Here is a 23,787-nt window from a genome sequence, read left to right as displayed (position 1 = left end):
TATTAAACCTCCTTGTTTATAAGCTTGATAATTAGTGCTGCTTGATACGCCGCTCCAAACCCATTATCAATATTTACGATACTTACTCCTGAGGAGCATGAAGTCGTCATAGCTAGCAGTGTTGTTATGCCTTCAAGGTTCGCTCCATATCCAACAGAGGTTGGGACAGCGATTAATGGGACTTCTACTAATCCGGAGACAACACTTGGCAAAGCACCCTCCATACCAGCTACAACTATGATGACACTTGCTTGTCGAATTTTATCAATTTTGCTTAAAAGACGATGAATTCCTGCAACACCAACGTCTTGAATAATCTCAGTTTTACATCCCAGCCATTCTGAAGTAACTGCAGCTTCTTCTACCACTTTATAATCTGAAGTTCCGGCAGATAGAATTAAAACATTTCCTTTACCCATCTGATCTTGTTTACGAGTATAAAAAATTTCTCCACCTTCGTAATATGTTCCTTTAGGCAACTCATTCTTTATATTTAAATACTTTTCTTTCGATAAACGAGTAATTAAAACAGGTTGACCAACTATATCTATCTGTTTACTAATTGCTAAAATTTGACTCGCTGTTTTGTGAGCACCATAGATAATCTCTGGATACCCTTTTAATTCTCTACGTTTCAAATCAACCTGGCTAAATTCCTTAATCATTTCCTTACTATTCATACCGTATTCCTTATTATTTATAATTGCCTTATTTTTACTTAAATTATATAATTTTTTTCCTTAAATTTTTTTATTTTTAAGGAAAACGTTTTCTCTTTACGCTTTTTTTATAAAATGTCTTTATCAAAAATATCCTGTCATATTTACATTTCTAAATTTTCTCTAACAAACTCAATGAACAGTTATTCTCCTCCATCAAAACAAAAAGGAAGAACCAATGTGATCTGCTCTAAGTTATGACATTTCATCAAGCCACTACAGTTGATAAAGAGACAAAAAAACTAGCCAGACTAATGTCTAACTAGTAAAATCAATTGTTATTTTAAACCCCAACCTACTGGTCGGGATTTTTAGTCACTTGGTTGTATCGTAGCCGTTTGGATTGTTTTTCTGCCAGCGCCAGGTATCTCGGACCATATCGGCCAAGTCTTTCTCAGCAATCCAGCCAAGCTCTGTCTTGGCTTTTTCAGCATTGGCATAACAAGTCGCAATATCGCCTGCACGACGTGGGCAAATTTGGTAAGGGATGGCAATGCCATTTTCTGCTTCAAAAGCTTTAACCAACTCCAGAACACTGTAACCAATGCCGGTACCTAAATTATAGACCTTGGCTCCTGGTTCTTGGAGATTCTTGGCTACCGCTAGGACATGGCCTTTAGCTAGGTCAACCACATGAATGTAGTCTCGAACCCCTGTACCGTCTGGCGTGTCATAGTCATCCCCAAAGACGGAGAGTTGTTCACGCTTGCCGACAGCGACTTGCGAGATATAAGGCATGAGGTTGTTTGGAATGCCGTTTGGCGCCTCTCCAATCAAACCAGACTCGTGAGCCCCGATTGGATTAAAGTAACGAAGATTCGCCACAGACCATTCAGGGTCAGAATGCGCCACATCAGTCAAGATTTGCTCCATCATGACCTTGGTATAGCCATAAGGATTGGTCGCTGATGTTGGCATTTCCTCAAGGAAAGGCACTTGATTGTTCATCCCATAGACTGTCGCTGATGACGAGAAGACAATGTTTTTCACACCGACGTCAGTCATCACTTCCAGGAGAGCAATAGTCCCAGAGATATTATTATGGTAGTACATGAGCGGTTTTTCAACGGATTCCCCGACCGCCTTAAAGGCTGCAAAATGAATCACCGATACAATATCGTGTTTGTCAAAGACATCGCGCAAGAAGGATTTATCAAGAATAGACCCCTCGTAAAAAGGAATCTCCTTGCCTGTAATCGTTTTGAGACGATTCAGAACCTCAGGAGACGAGTTGGAAAAATCATCCACAATGACGACATCATAGCCTGCCGCAATCAACTCAACTGCTGTGTGGCTACCGATATAGCCCGCACCACCTGTAATCAAAATAGCCATGTCAGACCTCATTTCTCTTGTTTTAACTAGTATTATAGCACTTTTTAGTAAAATTTACTAAATATTATATAAACTTTCTATTTTTTCTGAAATCCGTTTGATGTCGTCTAACATCCCCCGCATTTCAAAATCATCCAAAACTGGAAAACCAAACCGTTGGCTATACTGTTTAGCTGTCAAACAGTACTGGTTGTTGAAATTCCGATTCCCTGAACCGACAATGCCCAAGCATTGCTTAAAATTATCCGCATGGGCGATAAACTCTCCAAGGGGATTGGTCAGAATTTCCTGATCACCATTATCCACCCCATTACCGCCTTCTAGATAGGTCGGTAGAAAGGCCACAAAAGGGCCAGCCATTTCATAAAAATCCTGACCATCTTTAACCAGCTCTTTCACATCAACAGCATCAATAGTAATGGCATCCCCATGTTTCTCCAGTAAATGCTGGCTCATGCGACGCACAAAGGAAGCCGTATTTCCACTTAAACTAATATATACAAATCGTAAGGTTATCATTTTTTTCCTAACTAAAACAGGTTAATGAGCTTGAGACAAAAGTGTCTCAAGCTTCTTTATTTGATAATAATAACAGATTGGCGCAGTGGTTTGGAGTAACACTCACTGGCTTTGCCAGTTTTAGAGTTACTCCTGCACAAATCATTAGGTGCTTCAACGCCAATAATCCACTGCTGAGTGCCCTCTCATTCGCTGATTTCATCAGCTTTTACATCCCTAATCAACTGTGCGGAGATGGGAGTGAAGTCTGAGGATAGACCTTTTCAGCCTGAACCTCAAAACTGAAAAAGGGCGGGGAAGTCACTTTCTTCGAAATCATGACTTCTGTTCCATTCTCACCTTATGCAAGCCATTAAAGGATATTGGTAAGGGCTGATAGACGAAAAAAGCCTTTCAACCCTGATACTTATTTTTTGAGATTCCTCAGGCCTTTTTTAGGAATGTCCCAGGTGAATCCCTCACCAATCACTTCATGGACATTGATCACAGAAATAAAGGCATCGGGGTCAATTTGATTAAGGCTTCCCTTAATTTGGTTGACCTCATTAGGGTTGAGGACCACGTAAAGCACCTTAATATCTGAATGAGAGTAAGCACCTTGGGCATTCAAATAGGTCGCCCCTCGGCCCAGTTCATGCAAGATAGTCGCTGCAATCTTCTCAGGATGCTTGGAAATAATAAGCATCCCACGCACCGCATACCCACCATTTTGGACAAGATCTATGATTTGGCTCATGACAAAAGCCATGATGACTGTATACATCATGTGACGCAGGTCAATATAACTCAGAGAAGCCAATAGCACAAAAATATCTAAAATGAGCAGGCTTTGCCCCACCTGATTGCCAGTCTTGTGCTCAATAATCCGAGCAATGACATCTGAACCACCCGTTGTGCCACCGTATCGAAAAACCAGTCCTAAGCCAGCTCCACCAAACAATCCCGCCAAAAGGGCGGCGATTAAGATATCTTGACCAACATTGATATGCAGCTCCATCCTTTGGAAAATCTCGATAAAAACTGACAAAGCAACTGTCCCATAGACTGTTAGCATCAAGGATTTCCGACCAAAGTACTTGGCACCAACATAAATGATTGGAATATTGATTAAGAGAGACGTGTAGGCTGGGTTGAGCCCCCATAAAGAATGGAGAATCAGGGTAATCCCGCTAACCCCACCTTCAGCCAAGTGGTTCTCCATGTTAAAGTTCACAAAACCAAAGGCATAGAGAGCCGTTCCCAATGTAATCATTAAAATATTGAGGGGGGAAATCCGATAGTCTAACTTCATAATGCGTTCTGTCTGTCTCCTCTTTTTTCTATAGGATTCTTAGTGATTACCTATCATCCTCCACAAAACGGCCGATGATTTGGACATTCTCAGCAACAGAGATGAAGGCCATAGGATCAGCCTTCTTCATCTGGTACTTAAATTCATTAAATTCTGCTTGAGTGATGATGGTAATTAAAACTGTCTTTTTTTCATGATTATAAGCGCCTTCAGCTTCATTGATAATGGTCACACCGCGATGTAGCTTGTGATGAATCCGTGCCGTCACGCGCTCAGGTTTATTGGTCACTATCATGGCCTGCATTTTTTTCTGCTTGACATAGATGGCGTCCATGACCCGACCCGCGACAAAAACAGCCACCATCGAATAGAGGGCATATTCCCAGCCAAAGAGAAGCCCAGCCATGAGCATAATGCCAATATTGACAGCTGTCGAGATCGCGCCCACATTTTTGCCGGTCCTTTTGCGGACTAGGATACTGATAATATCAAGCCCACCACTTGAGACATTATTTTTCAGGGCATAGCCTATACCAGTTCCTAGAAAGATAGCTCCAAAAATCGCATTCATCAAAGGCTCGTCCGTCAGGGTAATCTCGGGAACTAACTGGATGAAGAAAGCACTGAAGGTTACCGTCAAAAAGGTAAAAATCGTAAATTTATGGCCAATCTTATACCAAGCCAAAATCAAAAGCGGAATGTTAATGGCATAAAATCCAAGTGAAATTGGAATATAGACACCGAAAAGGCGTTCAGAGACCGTTGACAAAATCTGCGCCAAACCGGTCACACCACTCGAATAAACGCCACTGGGAACATAGAAGACCTTGACGGCAATGGCTGATAAGAGACCATAGATCACTGAACCCGTCAGACGTTCCGCATACTTTTCTCTTGAAATACTAATCAAGCCCTTGAGAAATTCATGTTGCTGAGCTAATCGCAGAATTTTTTTCCTAAAATAACGATAATATTTACTCTTTTTCATGTCCTTTTACTTGGAGGCTTAATTCCTCCAATTGTTTGTCTGCCACCAGACTCGGTGCCTGTGTCATCGGATCGCTAGCTTTATTGTTCTTAGGAAAAGCAATCACTTCACGGATATTGTCCTTGCCAGCTAAAAGCATGACCAAACGATCAAGCCCGATAGCCAAGCCACCATGTGGTGGGAAACCGTAGTCCATCGCTTCCAACAAGAAGCCGAACTGCTCATTGGCATCTTCTGTCGAGAACCCTAAGGCTGTAAACATGCGCTCCTGAAGCTCGCGGGTGTTAATCCGCAAGCTTCCACCACCAAGCTCGTAGCCATTAAGGACGATATCATAGGCGATGGCCTGAACCTTACTGAGATCCCCGGATAAGTGCTCAACCGTCTCATCCGTTGGCAAAGTGAAGGGGTGATGGGCAGACATGTAGCGGCCCTCTTCCTCAGACCACTCAAACATGGGCCAATCGACTACCCAAAGGAAATTGAACTGATCAGCATCAATTAAGTTTTGCTCTTTGGCAATACGGCTACGAAGGGCACCCAAGGTGTTGTTTGCCACCTCAAGTTCGTCCGCCACAAAGAGCACCAAATCCTTATCCGCCAACTCTAAGCGCTCGACCAAGGCATCTGTCGCATCCACCAAGAACTTGGCCACAGGACCTGCCAACTCACCGTCAGCGTATTTGACCCAGGCAAGACCCTTGGCACCAAACTGCTTGGCAAACTCGGTTAATTTGTCAATGTCTTTTCGAGAGTAGCTGTCCGCTAACCCTTTAACCACAATCGCCTTGACGACAGGCGCTTCCGAAAAGACCTTGAAATCAACGGTTTTAGCGATTTCTGTAATGTCTTGAAGCAACATCTCAAAGCGGGTATCTGGCTTGTCAGAACCATAGTTGTTCATAGCATCCGCATAAGCCATTCGAGGGAAGGGCAAGGTCACCTCAATGCCCTTGGTTTCCTTCATGACACGCGCCAAAAGACCTTCCGTAATGTCCTGAATTTCTTGCTCGCTAAGGAAAGAGGTCTCCAAGTCGACCTGGGTAAACTCAGGCTGACGGTCCCCACGCAAATCTTCATCACGGAAACACTTGACGATTTGGTAGTAGCGGTCAAAGCCAGCATTCATCAATAGCTGTTTGGTAATCTGTGGACTTTGTGGCAGGGCGTAAAAATGCCCCTGACTGACACGACTTGGTACCAAGTAGTCACGCGCCCCTTCAGGCGTTGACTTAGTCAAAATCGGTGTCTCCACATCGATAAACTCCAAGTCATCCAAGTAATTACGGATGATGTGCGTCACTGCTGCCCGCAACTTAAAGTTAGCCAACATCTCTGGACGGCGAAGGTCCAAGTAACGGTAACGCAAACGGTTATCATCACTCACTTCGATGCCATCCTTGATTTCAAATGGTGTGGTTTTAGCACTGTTCAGAACTGTCAACGCCTTCACCTGAAGCTCAACTTCACCTGTTGGCAGCTTGCTGTTGGCCTGTTCCCGCAAAGCCACTGTCCCGGTCACACTGATCACATACTCGGTCCGCAAGCTCTCGGCAACAGCTACCACATCAGCAGCCACTTCCTCAGGATTCACAACCAGCTGCATGATCCCTTCACGGTCTCTTAAATCAATAAAAATCAGGCCACCTAAGTCTCGGCGACGGCCTACCCAGCCCTTCAAAGTCATCTCTTGGCCGACGTGCTCCGCACGTACTCGCCCAGCATAAAGCGATCGTTTCATATCTACTCTCCCTTAGATTTAATCTCACTCTCTATTGTATCATAAGTCTAGGAAAATAGCAGAGCAGATTACAGAAAAAAATCACCGCCAAGCAGTGATTTTCAGAGTTTTTTTAGATAGTTCCCGCAGTGCTATCCACACGGCTCACCTTTGGCTTTCTCAAGAGATTAAAGAGTGTGATGCCAAGATAAACCGCGAAAATAAGCAGTTGAATCCCAAAACCTACCAAAAGTGATGTTGACGCAACGCTTCGCATTGTCTCATCAGTATACAAATCAAGCAAATGACGAGAAGCTAAGAACGTATACAATTGGTAAAGCAAGGTCGTTCCGAGATAGCCAACATAAATCCATCCTGCTGTTTCATACTGTTTTTTAAAGAGAAAAACCGCTACTGCAATCAATAAAGCCAGCATGACAAGAACCAAAAACTTACTAATCATATTGGTTTGAATCGTGAAGCTCCCTTTGACAAATTCTTGAGAGGCCTTTATAGCCGCATCTGCCTGAGCATCTCCCGTTGATTCATAAGGAATTTCAGGAAACTGCGTAGCAAAAACATTGGGCAGTTTTAAGAGTGTTGAAATAAGGGATAAAGCTCCTAAAACATACAGATAAATGGGTTGTTTTTTCATAAGATCCTCCTGTCTTTTGTATTAGTATACCATGACAAAGAAAGAAATACAAGAAAATTCACAATGACTATGCTAATTGCTCCAGCAGACTAGCAAAATTGGTTTTGACCTCCTCTAGACTGGCGGTGAGTTCAGCTCGACTAACATTATTTTTGAGGGTGACTTGGCCTGTCTCAACCTCACTAGCCCCTAGCGTAATCAAGACCTTAGCCCCAAAGGCATCAGCCGATTTGAACTGAGCTTTGAGTTTACGTCCTAAAACATCACGTTCTGCCTTAAATCCTTGGTGACGGACAGCTTGGACCAGACTGAGAGCAGCCAGGTTAACTTCATCACCGAGAACAGCTACATAGAGGTCAAGTCCGGTCTCAACAGGTAGCTCGATCCCTTGCGCCTCTAAAATCATAAGCAAGCGTTCTTGCCCAAGACCAAAGCCAAAGCCTGGGGTCGCTGGACCATCAAATTCCTCAACCAAGCCATCATAACGACCACCAGCGCAGATAGTCAAATCTGACCCATTAGCCTTAGTGATAAATTCAAAGATGGTGTGGTTGTAGTAGTCTAGGCCACGCACCATGTTGGTGTCAATCACATAGGGAATCTCAAGAGATTCAAGCATCCCACGCACAGCATCAAAATGAGATTGACTGTCCTCATCCAAAAAATCTAATATAGACGGTGCTTCTGCGACAGCCTCTTTGTCTTCAGCTTCTTTCGAATCTAGCACTCGCAAGGGATTTTCTGCCAACCGACGCTGGCTATCTTTAGACAGTTGGTCTTTTAATGGCGTCAAGTAATCAATCAAAGCCTGACGATAACGGGCTCGACTTTCAGCATTTCCAAGACTGTTTAAAGTTAACCTCACATCCTTAAGGCCCAAGCCTTGAAAGAACTGATAGGCCATAGCCATGGTTTCCACATCCGTCGCTGGATTAGCAGAGCCAAAGGCCTCTACCCCAAGCTGGTGGAACTCACGGAGTCTTCCTGCCTGAGGGCGTTCATAACGAAACATAGATCCCATATAAAACACCTTGACAGGCTTTTGAACTTCAGGAGCAAACAATTTATTTTCCACATAAGCACGCACCACACCTGCTGTTCCTTCTGGACGAAGGGTAATATGACGCTCTCCCTTGTCGTAGAAGTCATACATTTCCTTGGTTACAATATCAGAAGTATCCCCAACTGCACGCGAAAACACCTCGTAATGCTCAAAAAGAGGAGTCCGAATCTCTGAGTAGTTATACCGAGCAAAGGTTTCTCGAGCAATCGCTTCAACGTATTGCCATTTCTCTGATTGCCCCGGTAAAATATCTTGAGTTCCTTTAGGTTTTTGTTGTTTCATGTCTTACCTCTTCATAATAGAATACCTTTATTTTACCATAAATCAATTTGATTTTACCTATAAGTCTAAGAAATACTCGAGTTTTCCAATATTGAAGGTAAAGTCATTTTAGAAACATTCCTTAAATGATAACGGACGGTAGCGACTCCCTTCGGACGTCTGACTCAAGCTATTGCTTGCTCTATTTCCAACCTTTAACAGTCCCCCAGACTGTTAGCAACCCTAAATTTTGAGCCTAAAGTCTCAAATCTTCTGAATTCTGATATCTTATCATTTCAGGCATTTTTATCACAACGGAAAGTTTCAGTTTTGGCTCGCTTCGCTCGCTAAAATCTATTTTTTAAAACTTTTCAAGATCATTAACACAGAAAACAAAGTTTCCTAAGCTCTCTCCTTTTTTTCGACATTCATCTAACTTACAGAAATGAAGCCCTCTAATGAATGACCAACAAAACTCATAAAAATCCAAATCGTGCTATAATAGAGTCAATCATTAGACGAAATAAACCATACCCAACAGAGTTGCTCAATGGCTATTCCCAATAGTTAAAGCTTGTTCTCTTTAGTCTGATCATTCTATATTAATAGGCCATAATGGGTATTTTAAACTTTTATTTGGAGGAAACAATGCCTGATAATCTCGCTTTACGCATGCGCCCTAAAACAATTGATCAGGTTATCGGGCAGGACCACCTGGTCGCTGAAGGTAAAATCATTCGTCGCATGGTCGAAGCCAAACGGCTCTCCTCCATGATTCTCTACGGCCCGCCCGGTATTGGCAAGACCTCTATTGCAGCTGCTATCGCGGGAACAACAAAATACGCCTTTCGCACCTTTAATGCTACCGTTGACAGTAAAAAAGACCTCCAAGCCATTGCGGAGGAGGCCAAGTTTTCTGGTGGCTTAATCCTTCTGCTCGATGAAATCCACCGCTTGGACAAAACCAAGCAGGATTTCCTGCTTCCGCTACTGGAAAATGGGCTCATCACCATGATTGGAGCGACAACAGAGAACCCCTTCTTTTCTGTTACGCCGGCTATTCGCAGTCGTGTTCAGATTTTTGAGCTAGAGCCACTCACCATTGACCAGGTCAAAAAAGCTCTGGAAATAGCAATTTCTGACAAAGAAAGAGGATTTGACTTTGACATCGAGGTGGATTCAGAGGCTATTGACTTCATTGCAACTGCTACCAATGGCGATCTTCGCTCTGCCTATAACTCTCTGGAACTAGCTGTTCTCTCGACCAATCCAAGAGACGACGGGACACGTCATATTCAGCTCCAAGACGTGGAAAACAGCTTGCAACGTTCCTATATCACCATGGATAAGGACGGAGATGGCCATTACGATGTCCTATCGGCCCTGCAAAAGTCCATCCGTGGCTCAGATGTCGATGCCAGTCTCCATTACGCCGCCCGCTTAATTGAGGCGGGAGATTTGCCAAGCCTTGCTAGACGTTTGACTGTCATTGCCTATGAAGATATCGGCCTGGCCAATCCAGATGCTCAAATCCATACTGTTACCGCTCTTGAAGCTGCCCAACGCATCGGCTTTCCAGAAGCTCGTATCTTGATTGCCAATGTTGTGATCGACCTAGCTTTATCGCCCAAGTCTAATTCAGCCTATGCCGCTATGGATGCCGCCTTGTCTGATTTAAAGAGCAAGGGTGCCCTGCCTATTCCTAGACATTTAAGGGATGGCCATTACGCAGGCAGCGTCGAACTGGGGAACTCTGTGGATTATAAATACCCTCATGCCTATCCTGAAAAATGGGTCGACCAACAATATCTTCCTGATAAGCTGAAAGATGCCAATTATTTCCAACCCAATCAGACTGGAAAATACGAAAGAGCCCTTGCCAGCAATAAGGAACGGATTGATCACTTAAAGAAAGCGGATTAATTTTTTAAGATTTTTCCTTGAATTTTTTTCAAAAAGTGATAACATATAAGGTATAAACATTGCTGTGGTGTACGAATTCATACAATAGTGTTGACCGAACAAATTTTTGTATTTATATGGGAGACACAAGTCATCTAACAGCATGCAAGCCGTTTCACGCGGAAGCAGCTTCAGTTAGAGCGAGTCGCCCACCTGCTAATTAGCGCGGGTTCAATACAAATCATGAATCTCCGGCACCAATACAGCAGTATGCCTCCTTAGCTCAGTTGGTAGAGCAGTAGACTCTTAATCTATGGGTCACAGGTTCGAGCCCTGTAGGGGGTATCTATAATAGTGAAAAACGTTGATTTATCAGCGTTTTTTATGATTTCGTAATGCCAAAAGAAAAAGTTGACACTTCTGTCAACTTACTTTCAATCCTTATTTACTCCGATTCGATATATCGAATCAAGGTTTTTTCTGTCAAAATATCTGAATAAGTGTGTGATTCAACGTAAAAACGAGACGCATCACCGATTGGCTTTGTTTCATCTTCGTATTCGACGATAAAGAGGGACTGATACACCTCTGTCAGGCGTCCTGTCTTATTTTTCTCCCGTTTACGACCATTTTCCAAGGTGAGTTCCACTAACTTCCCTTGATTGTTCTTAATATCTTCCTTGATTTGCTTCATTTTAGCAACATCTGTAAATGCATCACTCATTTAATAGCTATCCTCTCTTCTTGATATGCTTGAAAATTTATTGTATTCCTTAAGGAAATTCAATTTGACAGTTCCACGCGCCCCTGAACGGTTCTTCTCAATAATAACTTCGACCGTATTATCAGGAATAGCCTCCTCATCGTCTCCCCGTTCGTAGTAATCGTCTCGATATAAGAAGGCAACGATATCCGCGTCCTGCTCGATTGATCCGGATTCCCGAATATCTGAAAGCACCGGGCGCTTGTCCTGACGTTGCTCCACACCCCGTGAGAGCTGACTTAGGGCAATGACAGGCACTTTTAATTCCTTGGCCAAAATCTTAAGCTGACGGGAAATCTCAGAAACCTCTTGTTGTCGGTTTTCCCGACCAGTTCCTGTGATCAACTGCAGGTAATCGATCAGAATGAGTCCTAGATTCTTGGTTTCTTGGGCCAGTTTTCGGGACCTTGCTCGAATTTCGGTAATCTTAATCCCTGGCGTATCATCAATGTAGATGGAGGCCCGTGCCAGTTGGGCTTGAGCCATGGTCACCTTTTGCCATTCTTCCTCAGTCAACTGACCTGTCCTGAGGGAATGAGAGTTAATCACCCCTTCTGCCGCTAACATCCGGTCCACCAAGCTCTCAGCTCCCATCTCAAGGGAAAAGATGGCAACCGTCTTATCCTGCTTGGTCCCGATATTTTGCGCAATGTTAAGAGCAAAAGCGGTCTTTCCGACCGCAGGGCGTGCCGCTAAAATGATCAACTCTTCCTCATGAAGTCCTGTTGTCATATGGTCCAGATCAGGATAGCCTGTGGCAATTCCTGTAATATCCGAGGTTTGTTGGGACCTTTTTTCGAGCGATTCAAAGTTCAGGTTTAGAATATCGTCAATGCGTTTAAAACCACTGCGACTAGCCCCTTCTCCAATATCGATGAGGGACTTTTCCGTCTTGGCAATAATATCGTCAGAGCCATCCGATGCATCATAAGCCTGATTAATAGACTCCGTCAAACTAGCAATTAATTTGCGAAGGTTTGATTTCTCAGCAACAATCTTAGCATAATATTCCGCATTAGCTGAGGTGGGAACTGAATTAATCACCTCAACTAAGTAACTGATGCCACCAATATTTTGCAAATCACCTTTATCATCCAGATAATTTCGGATAGTAGTGGCATCTATAGCATCTCCACGCTCTGTTAAGGCAATCATAGCCTGGAAAATCAGTTGATGGGCATACTTAAAAAAGTCCCTAGCGTCAATGTATTCACGAACAAAAACCAACTTGTTTTCATCAATGAAAATTGCACCGAGGACAGACTGTTCAGCTAATATATCTTGCGGTTGGACCCGCAATTCTTCCAGCTCTGCCATGACCTTTTCCTTTCTTCTCCCTACTATGTCTCTCCAACTTGTAAATGATTTACTCCTCACCATACTGAAATCCTCGGGAATACTGTATTTCCGAGGATTCCTTATGGTAAAAAGATCCAGTGCTTACGCTTCACTCACATACAAACGAATAAGGCTATTGATATCTTGATAAATCTTAACAGGAACATCAATCGACCCAAGGGAACGAATAGGATGATCCACTTTAATCTGGCGTTTATCAATTTTGATGTTGAATTGTTTTTCCAATTCTTCAGCAATCTTTTTGTTGGTAATAGAACCAAATGTACGTCCGTCTGGACCGACTTTTTCAGAAAATTGAACGACTGTCTCTTCTTTTTCCAATTGTGCCTTGATGTCCTCGGCTTCTGCAACTAATTCCGCATGGGCTTTTTCTTTGGCCTTTTCCTGGCCACGCAGTTCACCAATAGCTTGAGCGGTGGCTTCTTTAGCAAGGTTCTTTTTAATAAGGAAATTTTGGGCATAGCCCGTAGGAACTTCTTTTATCTCACCTTTTTTACCCTTACCTTTAACATCTTCTAAAAAAATAACTTTCATCTTAGCCTCCTAGTCTTTGTTAGGTTCCTTTATCGTAAGCTTTGAGATAATATCTGTCAGCGTCTCATAAACTTGGTCCAAGGTCTGGTCTTTGATCTGAGCTGCAGCTTGACCAAAATGTCCGCCACCACCCATGTCTTCCATAATCTTTTGAACGTTAATCTTGTTGCGACTTCTAGCTGAAATCGCTACTTCGTCTTCTTGTGTACGGCAAATGACAAAGGCCGCTTCAATACCCGACATGGTCAACATGGTGTCCGCTGCTTTACTAGCAAGAACGCGATCATACACCACCTGCTCATCAGCCTTAGCTATGATAACCTCTGGGCGCACGCGTTGTCCTTTTAAGATCAGCTCATTCACTTCACGGTATTCATCAAAATCAGTAGCAGAGATGTTTTGGATTTCAACACTATCACTACCACAACTTCTTAGATAACTAGCCACATCAAAGGTACGGCTTGTCACCCGTGAGGTAAAGTTTTTAGTATCTAACATGATTCCGGCCATTAGGAGACTGGCTTCCAACCTTGTTAACCGTTGATTCCTGTCACTCTTTTGGAATTGGAGTAACTCCGTCACTAACTCGCTAGCACTACTTGCACCACTTTCGATATAGCTAATTACAGCATTTTCTGGGAAGTCACTGTCTCGACGGTGATGGTCGACAACAACAACCTGACTGAATTGCTCATAAAAATCGTTCGACAAGGTCAAGCTTATCTTAGAGTGATCCACCATGATCAAAAGAGATTCAGCTGTCACCTTATCCATGGCTTCACTTACTGTAATCAGATTCTCAGTTTCTTCTTCATGGAGCCGTTGAATAGCCTTTTCAATATCACTAAACATATCTTTGTCATCATAGACAGTATAGGCTTCAGGCATGATATTCTTGGCAAAATGTTGCATCCCAATCGCTGACCCAAGCGCATCCATATCTAAGTGGCAATGCCCGACCACAAAAACCTTATCCGATGAGCGAATTTTATCAGAAATAGCGGACATCATGGCTCTGGTCCGTGTCCTGGTCCGTTTAACCGTTGAAGCAGTATTTCCTCCAAAATACATCGGAGCTTTATTTTCCCCATTCTCCTGGATAACCACCTGGTCACCCCCACGAACCTCAGCCATATTAAGGTTTTGAATTGCTAATTGACCGATTGCACTATGGTCATGGCTGCCATAGGCATAACCCATACTAAGGGTAAGCGGGATTTCTAGTTCCTTAGCAGCTGCTCTGAACTGATTGATTACAGAAAACTTATCATCAATCAGTTGTTCCAAGACACCATAGTCGGTCACCAGATAAAACCGGTCCATCCCTACACGACGGTAAAAAATTTGGTGCCGATCCGTAAATTCAGTCACAAAATTAGCAATGAAACTATTGACCTGACTGATATCAGAATCCGATATGGTATCTTCCAGGTCATCATAATTATCGACCCCAATAACACCAATTACAGGTCTTAAACTGGTTACTTCTTGTGTTGCCTTGTATTCTGAAGAGACATCAAAGAAGTAAAAGAGATGATTCGCTTCATCTGAGTGAACAATGTAGCGTTTTCCTGAAAAATGAGCATAAATCCTTGATTTGTCTAACCCGACTGTCACGATTTCTTTAAATCTGGCATGGTCAAACTCGCCATCTTCTTTTGTAAAAATCATTTCTGCAAAGGGATTAAACCACTCTACCTCATCTTCAGAAGCGTTCATCTTGATGACACCTACTGGCATATTTTCCAGCAAAGATGTCATACTATTTTCTGCCTGATCATTGACATACTTGATTTTATCCAGCTCATCCAATACATAAATCTTATTTTGATAGATTAAGAGTGTCACAAAAGAAGCAACAACAAAGAAAGCCAATAACAAGAGCATGGCTTGACTGGAAAGGAGATTGATGGCAGTCGCTAAAACACCAAAGCAAAGTACTCCAATTAATAGAAAATGAATATTAGCAAATCGAAATGGTTTCATTTTTTTCCTCTAGCCGTTATTTTACCACAAACAGGCCGAAAAAGCTATGCTAGAAACGATTTTGAAGCAACTAAAGAACAAGAGTATTAGGGTAAAGCAGAACTGATTTGATTTAAAATGAAAAAATAGATGTAAATATACTGTAAACGTTTCGTCAACCAGCTATCAACCTTTGTTTTTAAATTGACTTTTAGAAATAGATCGGCTTCTGCCTTCAAGATATACCATGAGAATAGAAATATCTGCAGGGTTGACACCTGATATGCGACTAGCTTGCCCAATTGTTTCAGGATTAATTAGCTTAAATTTCTGACGGGCTTCAGAGGCAATCGAGTCAATGTCGTCCCAATCAATATCTTCTGGAATTCGTTTTTCTTCCATACGCTTCATTTTGTCAACCTGATCAAGCGCTTTAGCAATGTAACCTTCGTATTTGATTTCCGTTTCGAGAAGTTCAATCGTTCTTGGTGCCAACGTTTCTTCAGGTTCCCCAATAAATGCGATGGCATCTTCATAGCTCACGTCCGGACGACGCATAAATTCCTTAGCAGTCATGGCATCCGTCAAAGGCTTATAGCCCATGGCTGTTACCTTGGCATTGGTTTCTGCAATTGGTTTTAACTTAATGCTGTCAAGGCGTGTTAACTCTTTGTCAAAAGCCTCTTTATGGGCCAAGAAATGCGCATAGCGCTCATCATCAACTAAACCAACATCTCTCCCTAATTGTGTCAGGCGCATATCAGCATTGTCGTGCCGTAAAATAAGCCGATATTCTGCCCGACTCGTCAAAAGTCGGTAGGGTTCAACAGTGCCTTTGGTAACGAGATCATCTATCATCACACCAATGTAACCATCGCTTCGCTTCAATATCAGTTCAGGCTTACCCTGGACCTTTAGCGCTGCATTGATCCCTGCAATCAATCCTTGACCGGCTGCTTCTTCATAGCCAGACGTCCCATTGGTCTGACCAGCTGTGAAAAGGCCCGAAATTTTCTTGGTTTCAAGAGTTGCCCGAAGTTGGTGGGGCATCACCATATCATACTCAATGGCATAACCCGTTCGCATCATTTCGGCCTGTTCAAGACCAACAATCGAGTGCAACAGGTCTTTTTGAACGTCTTCAGGGAGGCTGGTCGACAACCCTTGAACATAGACTTCCTCGGTGTAACGACCTTCTGGCTCCAAGAAAAGTTGATGACGCTCTTTATCCGAAAAGCGGACAATTTTATCTTCGATAGAGGGACAATAGCGCGGACCAACACCTTTGACAATCCCTGAAAACATAGGAGCACGATGAAGGTTGGCATTGATAATATCATGGCTAGACTGATTCGTGTAGGTCAACCAACAAGGCACCTGATCTGTTAAATAGTCTTCATCCCTAGAAAGGAAAGAAAAATGATTAGGTTTCTCATCACCAGGCTGAATCTCAGTCACCTCGTAATTAATAGAGGATGCCTTGACACGTGGTGGCGTTCCTGTCTTAAAGCGACCAATTTCAAATCCTAACTCTTTGAGGTTATCCGCAAGTGCTACTGAAGCCAAACTATTATTGGGCCCTGAAGAATACTTTAGGTCCCCGATGATGATCTCTCCCCTTAGGGCTGTTCCTGTCGTTACAACGACTGCTTTTGCAGCAAACTTTTGGTTTGTCGCCGTCCGAACACCGATAACCCTCTCGCCTTCAACTAGGATTTCATCAATCATGGTTTGACGTAAGGTTAAGTTCTCCTGGTTTTCAACTGTTCTGCGCATTTCACGGCTGTAAAGCTCTTTGTCTGCCTGGGCTCTTAGAGCTCGAACAGCTGGGCCCTTTCCAGTGTTGAGCATCTTCATTTGAATATAGGACTTATCTATATTCTTGCCCATTTCACCACCAAGGGCATCCACCTCACGGACGACAATCCCTTTTGCAGAGCCTCCAATAGAAGGGTTACAAGGCATAAAAGCAACCATCTCAATGCTCAGGGTTGCCAGTAAGACCCGACATCCCATACGACTCGCTGCTAGGGCTGCTTCGACGCCCGCATGCCCAGCACCAATGACAACAATATCGTACTCTTCTGTAAAGGTATGTGTCAACTTAATTCTCCTTTTCCATAATCACAATATGTTTGGTAGCCCCATTCCAGTTTAACAGTTCTGTTTTTAAAAAATCAGGAACTACACTTAACTTTTCTAAATCAACCAATGGAACCCAGCGACAGGAAAGTTTTTGATGACTGTCTAAAATATGCTGGCTAAGTTCTTCTAACGGTGCATTCGGTGTCACCAAGTAATGAAATTCAATGTTGTGGTAGTTGACACTATCTTGACAGAATTGATTTTCCACCACAAAGGCTAATGCATCAACTTTGACAGCAATTCCTATCTCCTCTAGAACTTCACGGCAAACAGCCTCCTCAGTTGTTTCACCAACTTCTATAGCCCCACCGATAGTATAGTGCTTGCCCTGTTCATCATGGCAGAGGAAAATCTGGTCATCTTTGACAATCAAGGCTGTCGCCCGAACGCCATAAACGCCTCTATCACTTGTCGTTCTAAAATCTTGCGTCACTTGACACCTCCTTGACACTATTAAAATAGTCTTTACACATAAAAGGTCAAAGCTCTTTTGGAATTGCAGGCCAAAAAGACCGGCAAGACTACGAGCTTTGACCTTCATAGTATAGCTTGCTAATAGTTTATCATATTTAGCCTATTTGTCAATCTAAATATATTGTCTTACCAAAGACGTTTTATAGGCATTGTCAATCATCCCGCCACCGAGACATTCCTCACCATCGTAGAAAACAACGGCTTGTCCTGGAGTAATGGCGCGTTGGTCTTCATGAAAAATCACTTCAGCTTGATCTCCATTAACAATAACTGTTACTTTTGCATCTGGTTGACGGTAGCGAAATTTAGCTGTACATTCTAAGGTGAAGGACTCAGGCATGTCCTTTGTAAAATGGACTTGACTGGCTTTGAGGCTGTCGGACATTAAATGCTCATGGTAAAAGCCTTGGCCGACGTATAAGATATTTTGAGACAAATCCTTTCCAACAACAAACCATGGTTCATTGTCACCACCTTGCTGACCACCGATACCAAGACCTCCGCGTTGTCCAATCGTATAGTACATTAAGCCAGCATGTTCACCCATATCCTTGCCGTCAATGGTCATCATGCGACCGGGTTGAGCAGGTAGGTATTGGCCTAAAAACTCTTTAAAATTCTTCTCACCGATAAAGCAGATACCTGTTGAGTCTTTTTTCTTAGCCGTTGCTAGTCCGGCTCTTTCTGCAATAGCTCGCACTTCTGGTTTTTCCAAGTGACCTAGTGGAAACATGGTTTTCTGCAGCTGCTCTTGGGACAGCTGACTAAGGAAATAGGTCTGATCCTTGTTATTGTCTTTCCCACGAAGCATACGAACTGTGCCATCAGCGTCACGCGCCACTTGGGCATAGTGTCCTGTAGCGACGTAGTCTGCCCCTAAATCCATGGCATAATCAAGAAAAGCCTTAAATTTGATTTCCTTGTTACACATGACATCAGGATTGGGCGTGCGCCCTGCACGGTATTCTGCCAAGAAATACTCGAACACACGATCCCAGTATTCTTTTTCGAAATTGACAGAGTAATAGGGAATGCCTATTTGATCAGCAACTGCTGCGACATCCTTATAGTCCTCTGTGGCTGTACAAAAGCCATTTTCGTCTGTGTCATCCCAGTTTTTCATGAAAATGCCAACCACATCGTAACCTTGCTCTTTCAATAAAAGAGCTGTTACGGACGAATCGACACCACCACTCATACCGACCACAACACGTGTCTTAGAGTTATCTTTCATGGTATTCTCCCATCTTTCGTTAAGTAAATAGAAAAAAGTGACAATTTCCCTGAAATTACCAGTCTCTCTATTCCTTTTGAAATAACGATTTGAAGGTCGTATTTCACTGTTTTCAAAACTCACGATTTGAAGGTCGTTTTTTGAATACCCTTCATTATAGCACGAAAAATCATTGTGTCAAAGAATCTGTTACAAAAGAATCTTATTCTATACCACGCTTTTGATACAAAGTTCGGATTTTATGATATGATAAAGACGATCATTTTTTATCAGAAGAGGACCACAAATGAACCATTTAAAATTTCAATCTGTCTTTGATATTATAGGCCCTGTTATGATCGGCCCTTCTTCTAGCCATACAGCAGGTGCTGTCCGAATTGGCAAGATTGTTTCTGCCATTTTTGGCGATAAACCGACAGAAGTTGAATTTCAGCTCTACAATTCGTTTGCCAAAACTTACCGAGGTCATGGAACGGATGTTGCTCTTGTCGCAGGCATTTTAGGAATGGATACTGATGATCCTCGTATTCCTAATGCTCTTGACATTGCCAGAGAAAAAAATATCAAGATTTACTGGAAAATCAATAAAGATTCATCTAACGCTCCCCACCCAAATACCACTAAAATTATTATTCGCAATACGGAAAAATCGATATCAGCCACCGGAATTTCTATCGGTGGAGGTAATATTCAAGTGACAGAGCTCAACGGCTTTGCCGTCAACCTCAACATGAACACGCCAACCATCATTATTGTCCATCAAGATGTTCCAGGCATGATTGCTAATGTCACAGAACGCCTTTCAAAATACCAGATTAACATCGCTCAGATGAATGTTACCCGAGAAAAGGCAGGTGAAAAAGCCATCATGATCATAGAGGTTGACTCTAGAGACTGTCAAGAGGCAATTGCCGACATTCATCACATTCCGCATTTGCATAATGTCAATTTCTTCGGATAGGAGGCCACATGTTTTATACCATTAAAGAATTGGTCCAGCAAGCAGAAGACCTCACTAACGGTTCAGTTGCTGAACTCATGATCGAAACAGAATACGAACTGTCTGGAAGGGATCGCGATGAAGTGCTATTCCTGATGACACGAAACTTAGAGGTCATGCTAGCCTCGGTTACAGACGGCATGACAGAGAGCAAGTCCGTTTCTGGCTTAACAGGAGGCGATGCAGCTAAACTAGATCGTTATATCAAATCAGGCCGGGCCCTTTCAGACCACACGGTTATCTCAGCTGCTCGCAATGCTATGGCTGTCAACGAACTTAATGCCAAAATGGGGCTCGTCTGCGCAACGCCAACAGCTGGCTCAGCAGGTTGTTTACCAGCTATTATCAGTGCTGCCACTGAGAAACTCAACTTAACGAAGAAAGATCAGCTCGATTTCCTCTTTACAGCAGGGGCTTTTGGCCTAGTCATCGCCAACAATGCCTCCATCTCAGGAGCAGAGGGTGGTTGTCAAGCCGAAGTCGGTTCCGCCTCAGCCATGGGAGCAGCTGCTCTAGTAATGGCTGCCGGTGGGACAGCCTATCAAGCGAGTCAAGCGATAGCCTTCGTCCTTAAGAATATGCTAGGGCTCATTTGCGATCCAGTAGCAGGACTTGTCGAAGTTCCCTGTGTCAAGCGTAATGCTATGGGAGCAAGCTTTGCTTTTGTTGCAGCAGATATGGCTTTAGCAGGTATTGAGTCAAAAATTCCTGTTGACGAAGTTGTCAACGCCATGTACCAAGTCGGTAAAGCCATGCCGACTGCCTTTAAAGAGACAGCTGAAGGTGGCCTAGCAGCCACACCAACTGGTAAAAAATTGGCCAAACACATTTTTGGGTGAGAGACTATGACCACAACTGTTTACTTGGTTCGCCATGCTGAACCTAATTACCATAATCATGATGATTTTACTAGAGAGCTGACCGAACAAGGCTTAAAAGACAGCCTAAAAGTCACAGCCTATCTAAAAGATAAAGGCATTGATAAGGTATACTCCAGCCCGTTTAGGCGAGCACATGACACCGTCAAAGACCTAGCACATCATCTTAATCTACCGATTACCCTGGAAGACGATTTTAGAGAACGGCGCATTGATAGTGTTTGGATAGAAGATTTCAATCATTTTGCTCAAAAGCAATGGCAGGATTTTTCCTATAAGCTTTCTGATGGAGAATCTCTATCTGAAGTTCAATACAGGAATATCTCAGCTCTTGAAAAAATAATCGCCGAAAACCCCAATAAAAACCTAGTGATTGGGTCTCACGGAACAGCCTTGTCAACCATTGTCAACCACTATCAACCGGACTTTGACTATTCTGCATTTAGTCAAATCAAACATCTCTTTCCCTTTATTGTCAAGCTCACTTTTTCCGAAAATATTTGTCAATCAATCTCTTTTTATAATATTCTCAAGGAGCCTCCTCATGAAACATCTCTTCTTTGATCTAGACGGAACACTCGTTGACAGTTCAGAAGGTATTCTTAATTCCTTTACACAAACCTTTACAGAACTAGGCATGGAGCTTCCAACTCTTGAAACTTTAAAAACCTTCATTGGCCCACCATTAGAGGCCAGTTTTGCCAATTATGGAGACGATGCCTTTACTTCTAACGCAGTGACAATTTACCGTAAACATTATACTGATTTTGGCATTCATCAAGTTCAGTTATATCAAGGTTTCCCTGAGGTTCTCGATCAATTAATTGCTGACAATTATCTCCTTTACATTGCAACATCCAAACATGAACCGATGGCAGTCCAGATGCTAACAGATCTCGGTGTAGCGGACCGCTTTATAGGTATTTTTGGATCCCTCGGTAAGGATAGTAAAGCAGATGTTATTAATCGAGCAATGGTAAAACACGATATCCCAGCAAAAGATGCCCTAATGATTGGCGATACTCACTATGATATGATTGGCGGGAAAGCTCTCGGTCTTAAAACCATTGGTGTCACATGGGGCTTTGGCACGCCACCATCCCTTTTAGAAAATGGAGCTGATGCCCTCGCATCAACTCCGTCTGAATTACTAAAAAAGATTGACCCTCTCTAGGGTCAATCTTTTTTGTATAATTGGCCTAATTTCTTTATCGTTTGACAGAGATTGTCAAGTAGATGATCATCACTATCAATGACTGTATGAGCATATTCTTTGAGGTCTGGATAGTCTCCAATCTGAACAGCGTATAAGGCTTTTTGAAACATTTCAATATCATTTTTATCATTGCCAAAACAGATATAAGGCTCTTGGCTGAGTTGACAAATCGTTGTCGCTTTATTGACACCTGATTTCGTAATGTAAAACGACGCTTCGGCTTCGTGGAAAAAGAAGGAAATGCCAGTTAATTGAGTTAACTCTTGATAAAGTTTGTCAATTAAGCCTTTATCATGATTTGTAAAAATAACTATTTTTAGAGGTGCCCCTAAAGCAGAAAATCCCACACGCTTCCCAATTTGAGGATCAACAAATGCCATAAAGGAAATGTGTTCTTCTCCCTGATAAGCATGATTTAAGGCATCATCAATAAAAACAGACAGATTCCATTCTAGGCAAAGGGACAAAAGTTGTTTGGCCGACTGTTCTGGAATCGAAAATGTTTTTATCACAGCACCATTTTCAATAATGGCAGCGCCATTTAAGGCAACAAGTGTTTCCCTGGCAAACTTTTCTTTTAAAATAGGGTAGCAATCCCTGAAAGACCTTGCTGAAGCAAAAATAATTTCGTGACCTAAGGCCTTTAAGTTGTTTAATGCCTTCGTGATTTCAGGACTTATTTGGTTATCACCAAAAACCAAGGTCCCATCTAAATCAAAAACAAAACGCATGTTCTAAATTTCCTATCCTCCAAAACCTTACCTTATGATATCCTGAGCCCTCTAAAACCGATAAACACATTAATCGATTTTAAAATGGCTAGCTTTTGATGTATAGCAGTATACCAATCTTCTTCAGTTCTTAGTCTACCACAAAATCATAGGCTTCGCCTCTTTAAACTTATCGTCCCTCCACTAAAGAATTGATGAAATCTGTTTTGACATAGTAATTTGAATCTTAGTTTATCTAACTAAAAAACAACCCTGATAAGTAAGCAGGATTGCTTTGGCTTCTATTAATAGCCCCAAGCTGACAAGCCTTGTGCATTGTAGGCATTAAGAGCTGATTGAATTTGATCATCGACAGTAGCTGTAGATCCCCAACCAGGCATTGTTTGGAAAAGTCCTGATGCACCTGATGGGTTGTAGGCATCAACTTGTCCGTTTGATTCGCGAGCAATGATATGCTCCCATGTTGAAGCCGGAACACCTGTTGCAGCAGCCATTTGTTGAGCGGCATAAGAACCTGTTTCACCAGCTGTATTGCCGTTAGCAAGAACTGTTCCACTTGTCGCAACCGAAGTCGAAGCATAGTAGGTTTGAGTACCCGCAGCAACAAAGCTTGATACAGTTGTTGTGCTGTTTGATGCTGATTGAAGAGTGTAACCACCACCAGCATTAAGACGTGGGAGAGTTTTACCTTCTGGTAACTTTTCGCCATCACCAAGTTTTAATTCTTGGCCAACATCAATCTTATCTGCGTTCTCAATATCATTTAAAGCGATAAGGTATTCAATTTTACGGTCATTCTCTTTTGCAATTTCTGAAAGAGTATCACCTGCTTTAACAGTGTATGTTTCTTCTTCTTCGTTTTTAGACGTTTTATCTTTTTCATCTGCTTGAACGGATGAAGTAGCAAATAGTGTAGCAAAAGTTGCTAAACCAACTAAAGCAGCTCTAAGGCTGAATTTTTTGTAAAAGTGCATGATATGCTCCTATTTTTTTATTTACCGTTCTATCATACACGTTATTTATTACAATTAGATG

22 protein-coding genes and 1 tRNA gene are annotated in these 23,787 nt (G+C 42.6%); 6 read left to right on the top strand and 17 right to left on the bottom strand.

Annotated elements, in window-relative coordinates; genetic code table 11:
* Positions 1–2: 2 nt before the first annotated feature.
* The 8 genes from larB to hisS form a co-directional block, all read right to left on the bottom strand.
* The gene (larB, locus tag J2S23_RS05635) at positions 3–680 is read right to left on the bottom strand and encodes a nickel pincer cofactor biosynthesis protein LarB (RefSeq protein ID WP_307121777.1); all 678 of its coding nucleotides are present in this window, start codon (positions 678–680) and stop codon (positions 3–5) included.
* Between the two features lie 354 nt (positions 681–1,034).
* Positions 1,035–2,054 (bottom strand): UDP-glucose 4-epimerase GalE, encoded by a 1,020-nt coding sequence (galE, locus tag J2S23_RS05630; RefSeq protein ID WP_307121776.1) that lies wholly within the window; start codon positions 2,052–2,054, stop codon positions 1,035–1,037.
* A gap of 57 nt (positions 2,055–2,111) precedes the next feature.
* The gene (nrdI, locus tag J2S23_RS05625) at positions 2,112–2,573 is read right to left on the bottom strand and encodes a class Ib ribonucleoside-diphosphate reductase assembly flavoprotein NrdI (RefSeq protein WP_307121775.1); all 462 of its coding nucleotides are present in this window, start codon (positions 2,571–2,573) and stop codon (positions 2,112–2,114) included.
* A gap of 406 nt (positions 2,574–2,979) precedes the next feature.
* Positions 2,980–3,864, bottom strand: coding sequence for a YitT family protein (locus J2S23_RS05620; RefSeq protein WP_307121774.1), 885 nt, complete (start codon positions 3,862–3,864; stop codon positions 2,980–2,982).
* A gap of 46 nt (positions 3,865–3,910) precedes the next feature.
* On the bottom strand, positions 3,911–4,852 hold the full coding sequence (locus J2S23_RS05615) for a YitT family protein (RefSeq protein WP_307121773.1): 942 nt from the start codon (positions 4,850–4,852) through the stop codon (positions 3,911–3,913).
* On the bottom strand, positions 4,839–6,593 hold the full coding sequence (gene aspS / locus J2S23_RS05610; RefSeq protein ID WP_307121772.1) for an aspartate--tRNA ligase: 1,755 nt from the start codon (positions 6,591–6,593) through the stop codon (positions 4,839–4,841). The genes J2S23_RS05615 and aspS overlap by 14 nt, the downstream gene beginning before the upstream one ends.
* Before the next feature lie 112 nt (positions 6,594–6,705).
* Positions 6,706–7,227, bottom strand: coding sequence for an ABC transporter permease (locus J2S23_RS05605; protein WP_307121771.1), 522 nt, complete (start codon positions 7,225–7,227; stop codon positions 6,706–6,708).
* 67 nt (positions 7,228–7,294) lie between these two features.
* Complete coding sequence (gene hisS, locus J2S23_RS05600) at positions 7,295–8,572, bottom strand: histidine--tRNA ligase (protein ID WP_307121770.1); 1,278 nt, start codon at positions 8,570–8,572, stop codon at positions 7,295–7,297.
* A gap of 627 nt (positions 8,573–9,199) precedes the next feature.
* On the opposite strand from hisS, the gene J2S23_RS05595 reads away from it, so the two are divergent.
* Positions 9,200–10,474, top strand: coding sequence for a replication-associated recombination protein A (locus J2S23_RS05595; protein WP_307121769.1), 1,275 nt, complete (start codon positions 9,200–9,202; stop codon positions 10,472–10,474).
* Between the two features lie 251 nt (positions 10,475–10,725).
* Positions 10,726–10,798 (top strand) — tRNA-Lys (locus J2S23_RS05590).
* A 100-nt stretch (positions 10,799–10,898) separates the two neighbouring features.
* Here the strand turns inward: J2S23_RS05590 and J2S23_RS05585 are convergent.
* From J2S23_RS05585 to mnmA, 7 genes are all read right to left on the bottom strand, one after another.
* Entirely contained in the window at positions 10,899–11,177 is a 279-nt protein-coding gene (locus J2S23_RS05585) for a Veg family protein (protein ID WP_307121768.1), read from the bottom strand.
* The gene (gene dnaB / locus J2S23_RS05580) at positions 11,178–12,533 is read right to left on the bottom strand and encodes a replicative DNA helicase (RefSeq protein ID WP_307121767.1); all 1,356 of its coding nucleotides are present in this window, start codon (positions 12,531–12,533) and stop codon (positions 11,178–11,180) included.
* A 123-nt stretch (positions 12,534–12,656) separates the two neighbouring features.
* A complete protein-coding gene (gene rplI / locus J2S23_RS05575) occupies positions 12,657–13,109 on the bottom strand; it encodes a 50S ribosomal protein L9 (RefSeq protein ID WP_307121766.1) in 453 nt (150 codons plus the stop codon).
* 9 nt (positions 13,110–13,118) lie between these two features.
* Entirely contained in the window at positions 13,119–15,095 is a 1,977-nt protein-coding gene (locus J2S23_RS05570; protein ID WP_307121765.1) for a GGDEF domain-containing protein, read from the bottom strand.
* 165 nt (positions 15,096–15,260) lie between these two features.
* On the bottom strand, positions 15,261–17,177 hold the full coding sequence (gene mnmG, locus J2S23_RS05565) for a tRNA uridine-5-carboxymethylaminomethyl(34) synthesis enzyme MnmG (RefSeq protein ID WP_307121764.1): 1,917 nt from the start codon (positions 17,175–17,177) through the stop codon (positions 15,261–15,263).
* A 1-nt stretch (position 17,178) separates the two neighbouring features.
* The gene (locus J2S23_RS05560) at positions 17,179–17,652 is read right to left on the bottom strand and encodes an NUDIX hydrolase (protein ID WP_307121763.1); all 474 of its coding nucleotides are present in this window, start codon (positions 17,650–17,652) and stop codon (positions 17,179–17,181) included.
* Positions 17,653–17,805: 153 nt separating this feature from the next.
* Positions 17,806–18,927 carry a tRNA 2-thiouridine(34) synthase MnmA gene (mnmA, locus tag J2S23_RS05555; RefSeq protein ID WP_307121762.1) on the bottom strand — a complete coding sequence of 374 codons (1,122 nt, stop codon included), beginning with the start codon at positions 18,925–18,927 and terminating at the stop codon, positions 17,806–17,808.
* 286 nt (positions 18,928–19,213) lie between these two features.
* Between mnmA and sdaAB the strand changes: the two genes are divergently transcribed.
* Genes sdaAB through J2S23_RS05535 form a run of 4 tightly spaced genes read left to right on the top strand, consistent with a single transcriptional unit; the run spans position 19,214 to position 21,979 of the window.
* Complete coding sequence (gene sdaAB, locus J2S23_RS05550; RefSeq protein WP_307121761.1) at positions 19,214–19,888, top strand: L-serine ammonia-lyase, iron-sulfur-dependent subunit beta; 675 nt, start codon at positions 19,214–19,216, stop codon at positions 19,886–19,888.
* Between the two features lie 8 nt (positions 19,889–19,896).
* Positions 19,897–20,766, top strand: a complete 870-nt coding sequence (gene sdaAA, locus J2S23_RS05545; protein ID WP_307121760.1) for an L-serine ammonia-lyase, iron-sulfur-dependent, subunit alpha — start codon at positions 19,897–19,899, stop codon at positions 20,764–20,766.
* A 6-nt stretch (positions 20,767–20,772) separates the two neighbouring features.
* Complete coding sequence (locus J2S23_RS05540) at positions 20,773–21,369, top strand: histidine phosphatase family protein (RefSeq protein ID WP_307121759.1); 597 nt, start codon at positions 20,773–20,775, stop codon at positions 21,367–21,369.
* Positions 21,350–21,979 carry an HAD hydrolase-like protein gene (locus J2S23_RS05535; RefSeq protein ID WP_307121758.1) on the top strand — a complete coding sequence of 210 codons (630 nt, stop codon included), beginning with the start codon at positions 21,350–21,352 and terminating at the stop codon, positions 21,977–21,979. The genes J2S23_RS05540 and J2S23_RS05535 overlap by 20 nt, the downstream gene beginning before the upstream one ends.
* A gap of 2 nt (positions 21,980–21,981) precedes the next feature.
* Here J2S23_RS05535 and J2S23_RS05530 read toward each other — a convergent pair whose 3' ends face one another.
* A complete protein-coding gene (locus J2S23_RS05530) occupies positions 21,982–22,752 on the bottom strand; it encodes an HAD-IIB family hydrolase (RefSeq protein WP_307121757.1) in 771 nt (256 codons plus the stop codon).
* Positions 22,753–23,036: 284 nt separating this feature from the next.
* Positions 23,037–23,726, bottom strand: a complete 690-nt coding sequence (locus J2S23_RS05525) for a LysM peptidoglycan-binding domain-containing protein (RefSeq protein WP_307121756.1) — start codon at positions 23,724–23,726, stop codon at positions 23,037–23,039.
* Between the last annotated feature and the right edge of the window lie 61 nt (positions 23,727–23,787).

This window comes from Streptococcus moroccensis, assembly GCF_030812835.1.
Classification (GTDB): domain Bacteria; phylum Bacillota; class Bacilli; order Lactobacillales; family Streptococcaceae; genus Streptococcus; species Streptococcus moroccensis.
Note: the sequence above shows the minus strand (reverse complement) of the source record. Positions and strands in the feature narration are given on the sequence as shown.

Coding starts and splice junctions, on each gene's coding strand:
- J2S23_RS05595 (WP_307121769.1), top strand. CDS start 9,200: ATGCCTGATAATCTCGCTTTACGCATGCGCCCTAAAACAATTGATCAG.
- J2S23_RS05525 (WP_307121756.1), bottom strand. CDS start 23,726: ATGCACTTTTACAAAAAATTCAGCCTTAGAGCTGCTTTAGTTGGTTTA.
- aspS (WP_307121772.1), bottom strand. CDS start 6,593: ATGAAACGATCGCTTTATGCTGGGCGAGTACGTGCGGAGCACGTCGGC.
- J2S23_RS05570 (WP_307121765.1), bottom strand. CDS start 15,095: ATGAAACCATTTCGATTTGCTAATATTCATTTTCTATTAATTGGAGTA.
- sdaAB (WP_307121761.1), top strand. CDS start 19,214: ATGAACCATTTAAAATTTCAATCTGTCTTTGATATTATAGGCCCTGTT.
- nrdI (WP_307121775.1), bottom strand. CDS start 2,573: ATGATAACCTTACGATTTGTATATATTAGTTTAAGTGGAAATACGGCT.
- J2S23_RS05585 (WP_307121768.1), bottom strand. CDS start 11,177: ATGAGTGATGCATTTACAGATGTTGCTAAAATGAAGCAAATCAAGGAA.
- J2S23_RS05615 (WP_307121773.1), bottom strand. CDS start 4,852: ATGAAAAAGAGTAAATATTATCGTTATTTTAGGAAAAAAATTCTGCGA.
- mnmA (WP_307121762.1), bottom strand. CDS start 18,927: ATGAAAGATAACTCTAAGACACGTGTTGTGGTCGGTATGAGTGGTGGT.
- dnaB (WP_307121767.1), bottom strand. CDS start 12,533: ATGGCAGAGCTGGAAGAATTGCGGGTCCAACCGCAAGATATATTAGCT.
- J2S23_RS05605 (WP_307121771.1), bottom strand. CDS start 7,227: ATGAAAAAACAACCCATTTATCTGTATGTTTTAGGAGCTTTATCCCTT.
- J2S23_RS05540 (WP_307121759.1), top strand. CDS start 20,773: ATGACCACAACTGTTTACTTGGTTCGCCATGCTGAACCTAATTACCAT.
- J2S23_RS05530 (WP_307121757.1), bottom strand. CDS start 22,752: ATGCGTTTTGTTTTTGATTTAGATGGGACCTTGGTTTTTGGTGATAAC.
- larB (WP_307121777.1), bottom strand. CDS start 680: ATGAATAGTAAGGAAATGATTAAGGAATTTAGCCAGGTTGATTTGAAA.
- J2S23_RS05620 (WP_307121774.1), bottom strand. CDS start 3,864: ATGAAGTTAGACTATCGGATTTCCCCCCTCAATATTTTAATGATTACA.
- hisS (WP_307121770.1), bottom strand. CDS start 8,572: ATGAAACAACAAAAACCTAAAGGAACTCAAGATATTTTACCGGGGCAA.
- galE (WP_307121776.1), bottom strand. CDS start 2,054: ATGGCTATTTTGATTACAGGTGGTGCGGGCTATATCGGTAGCCACACA.
- J2S23_RS05535 (WP_307121758.1), top strand. CDS start 21,350: ATGAAACATCTCTTCTTTGATCTAGACGGAACACTCGTTGACAGTTCA.
- rplI (WP_307121766.1), bottom strand. CDS start 13,109: ATGAAAGTTATTTTTTTAGAAGATGTTAAAGGTAAGGGTAAAAAAGGT.
- sdaAA (WP_307121760.1), top strand. CDS start 19,897: ATGTTTTATACCATTAAAGAATTGGTCCAGCAAGCAGAAGACCTCACT.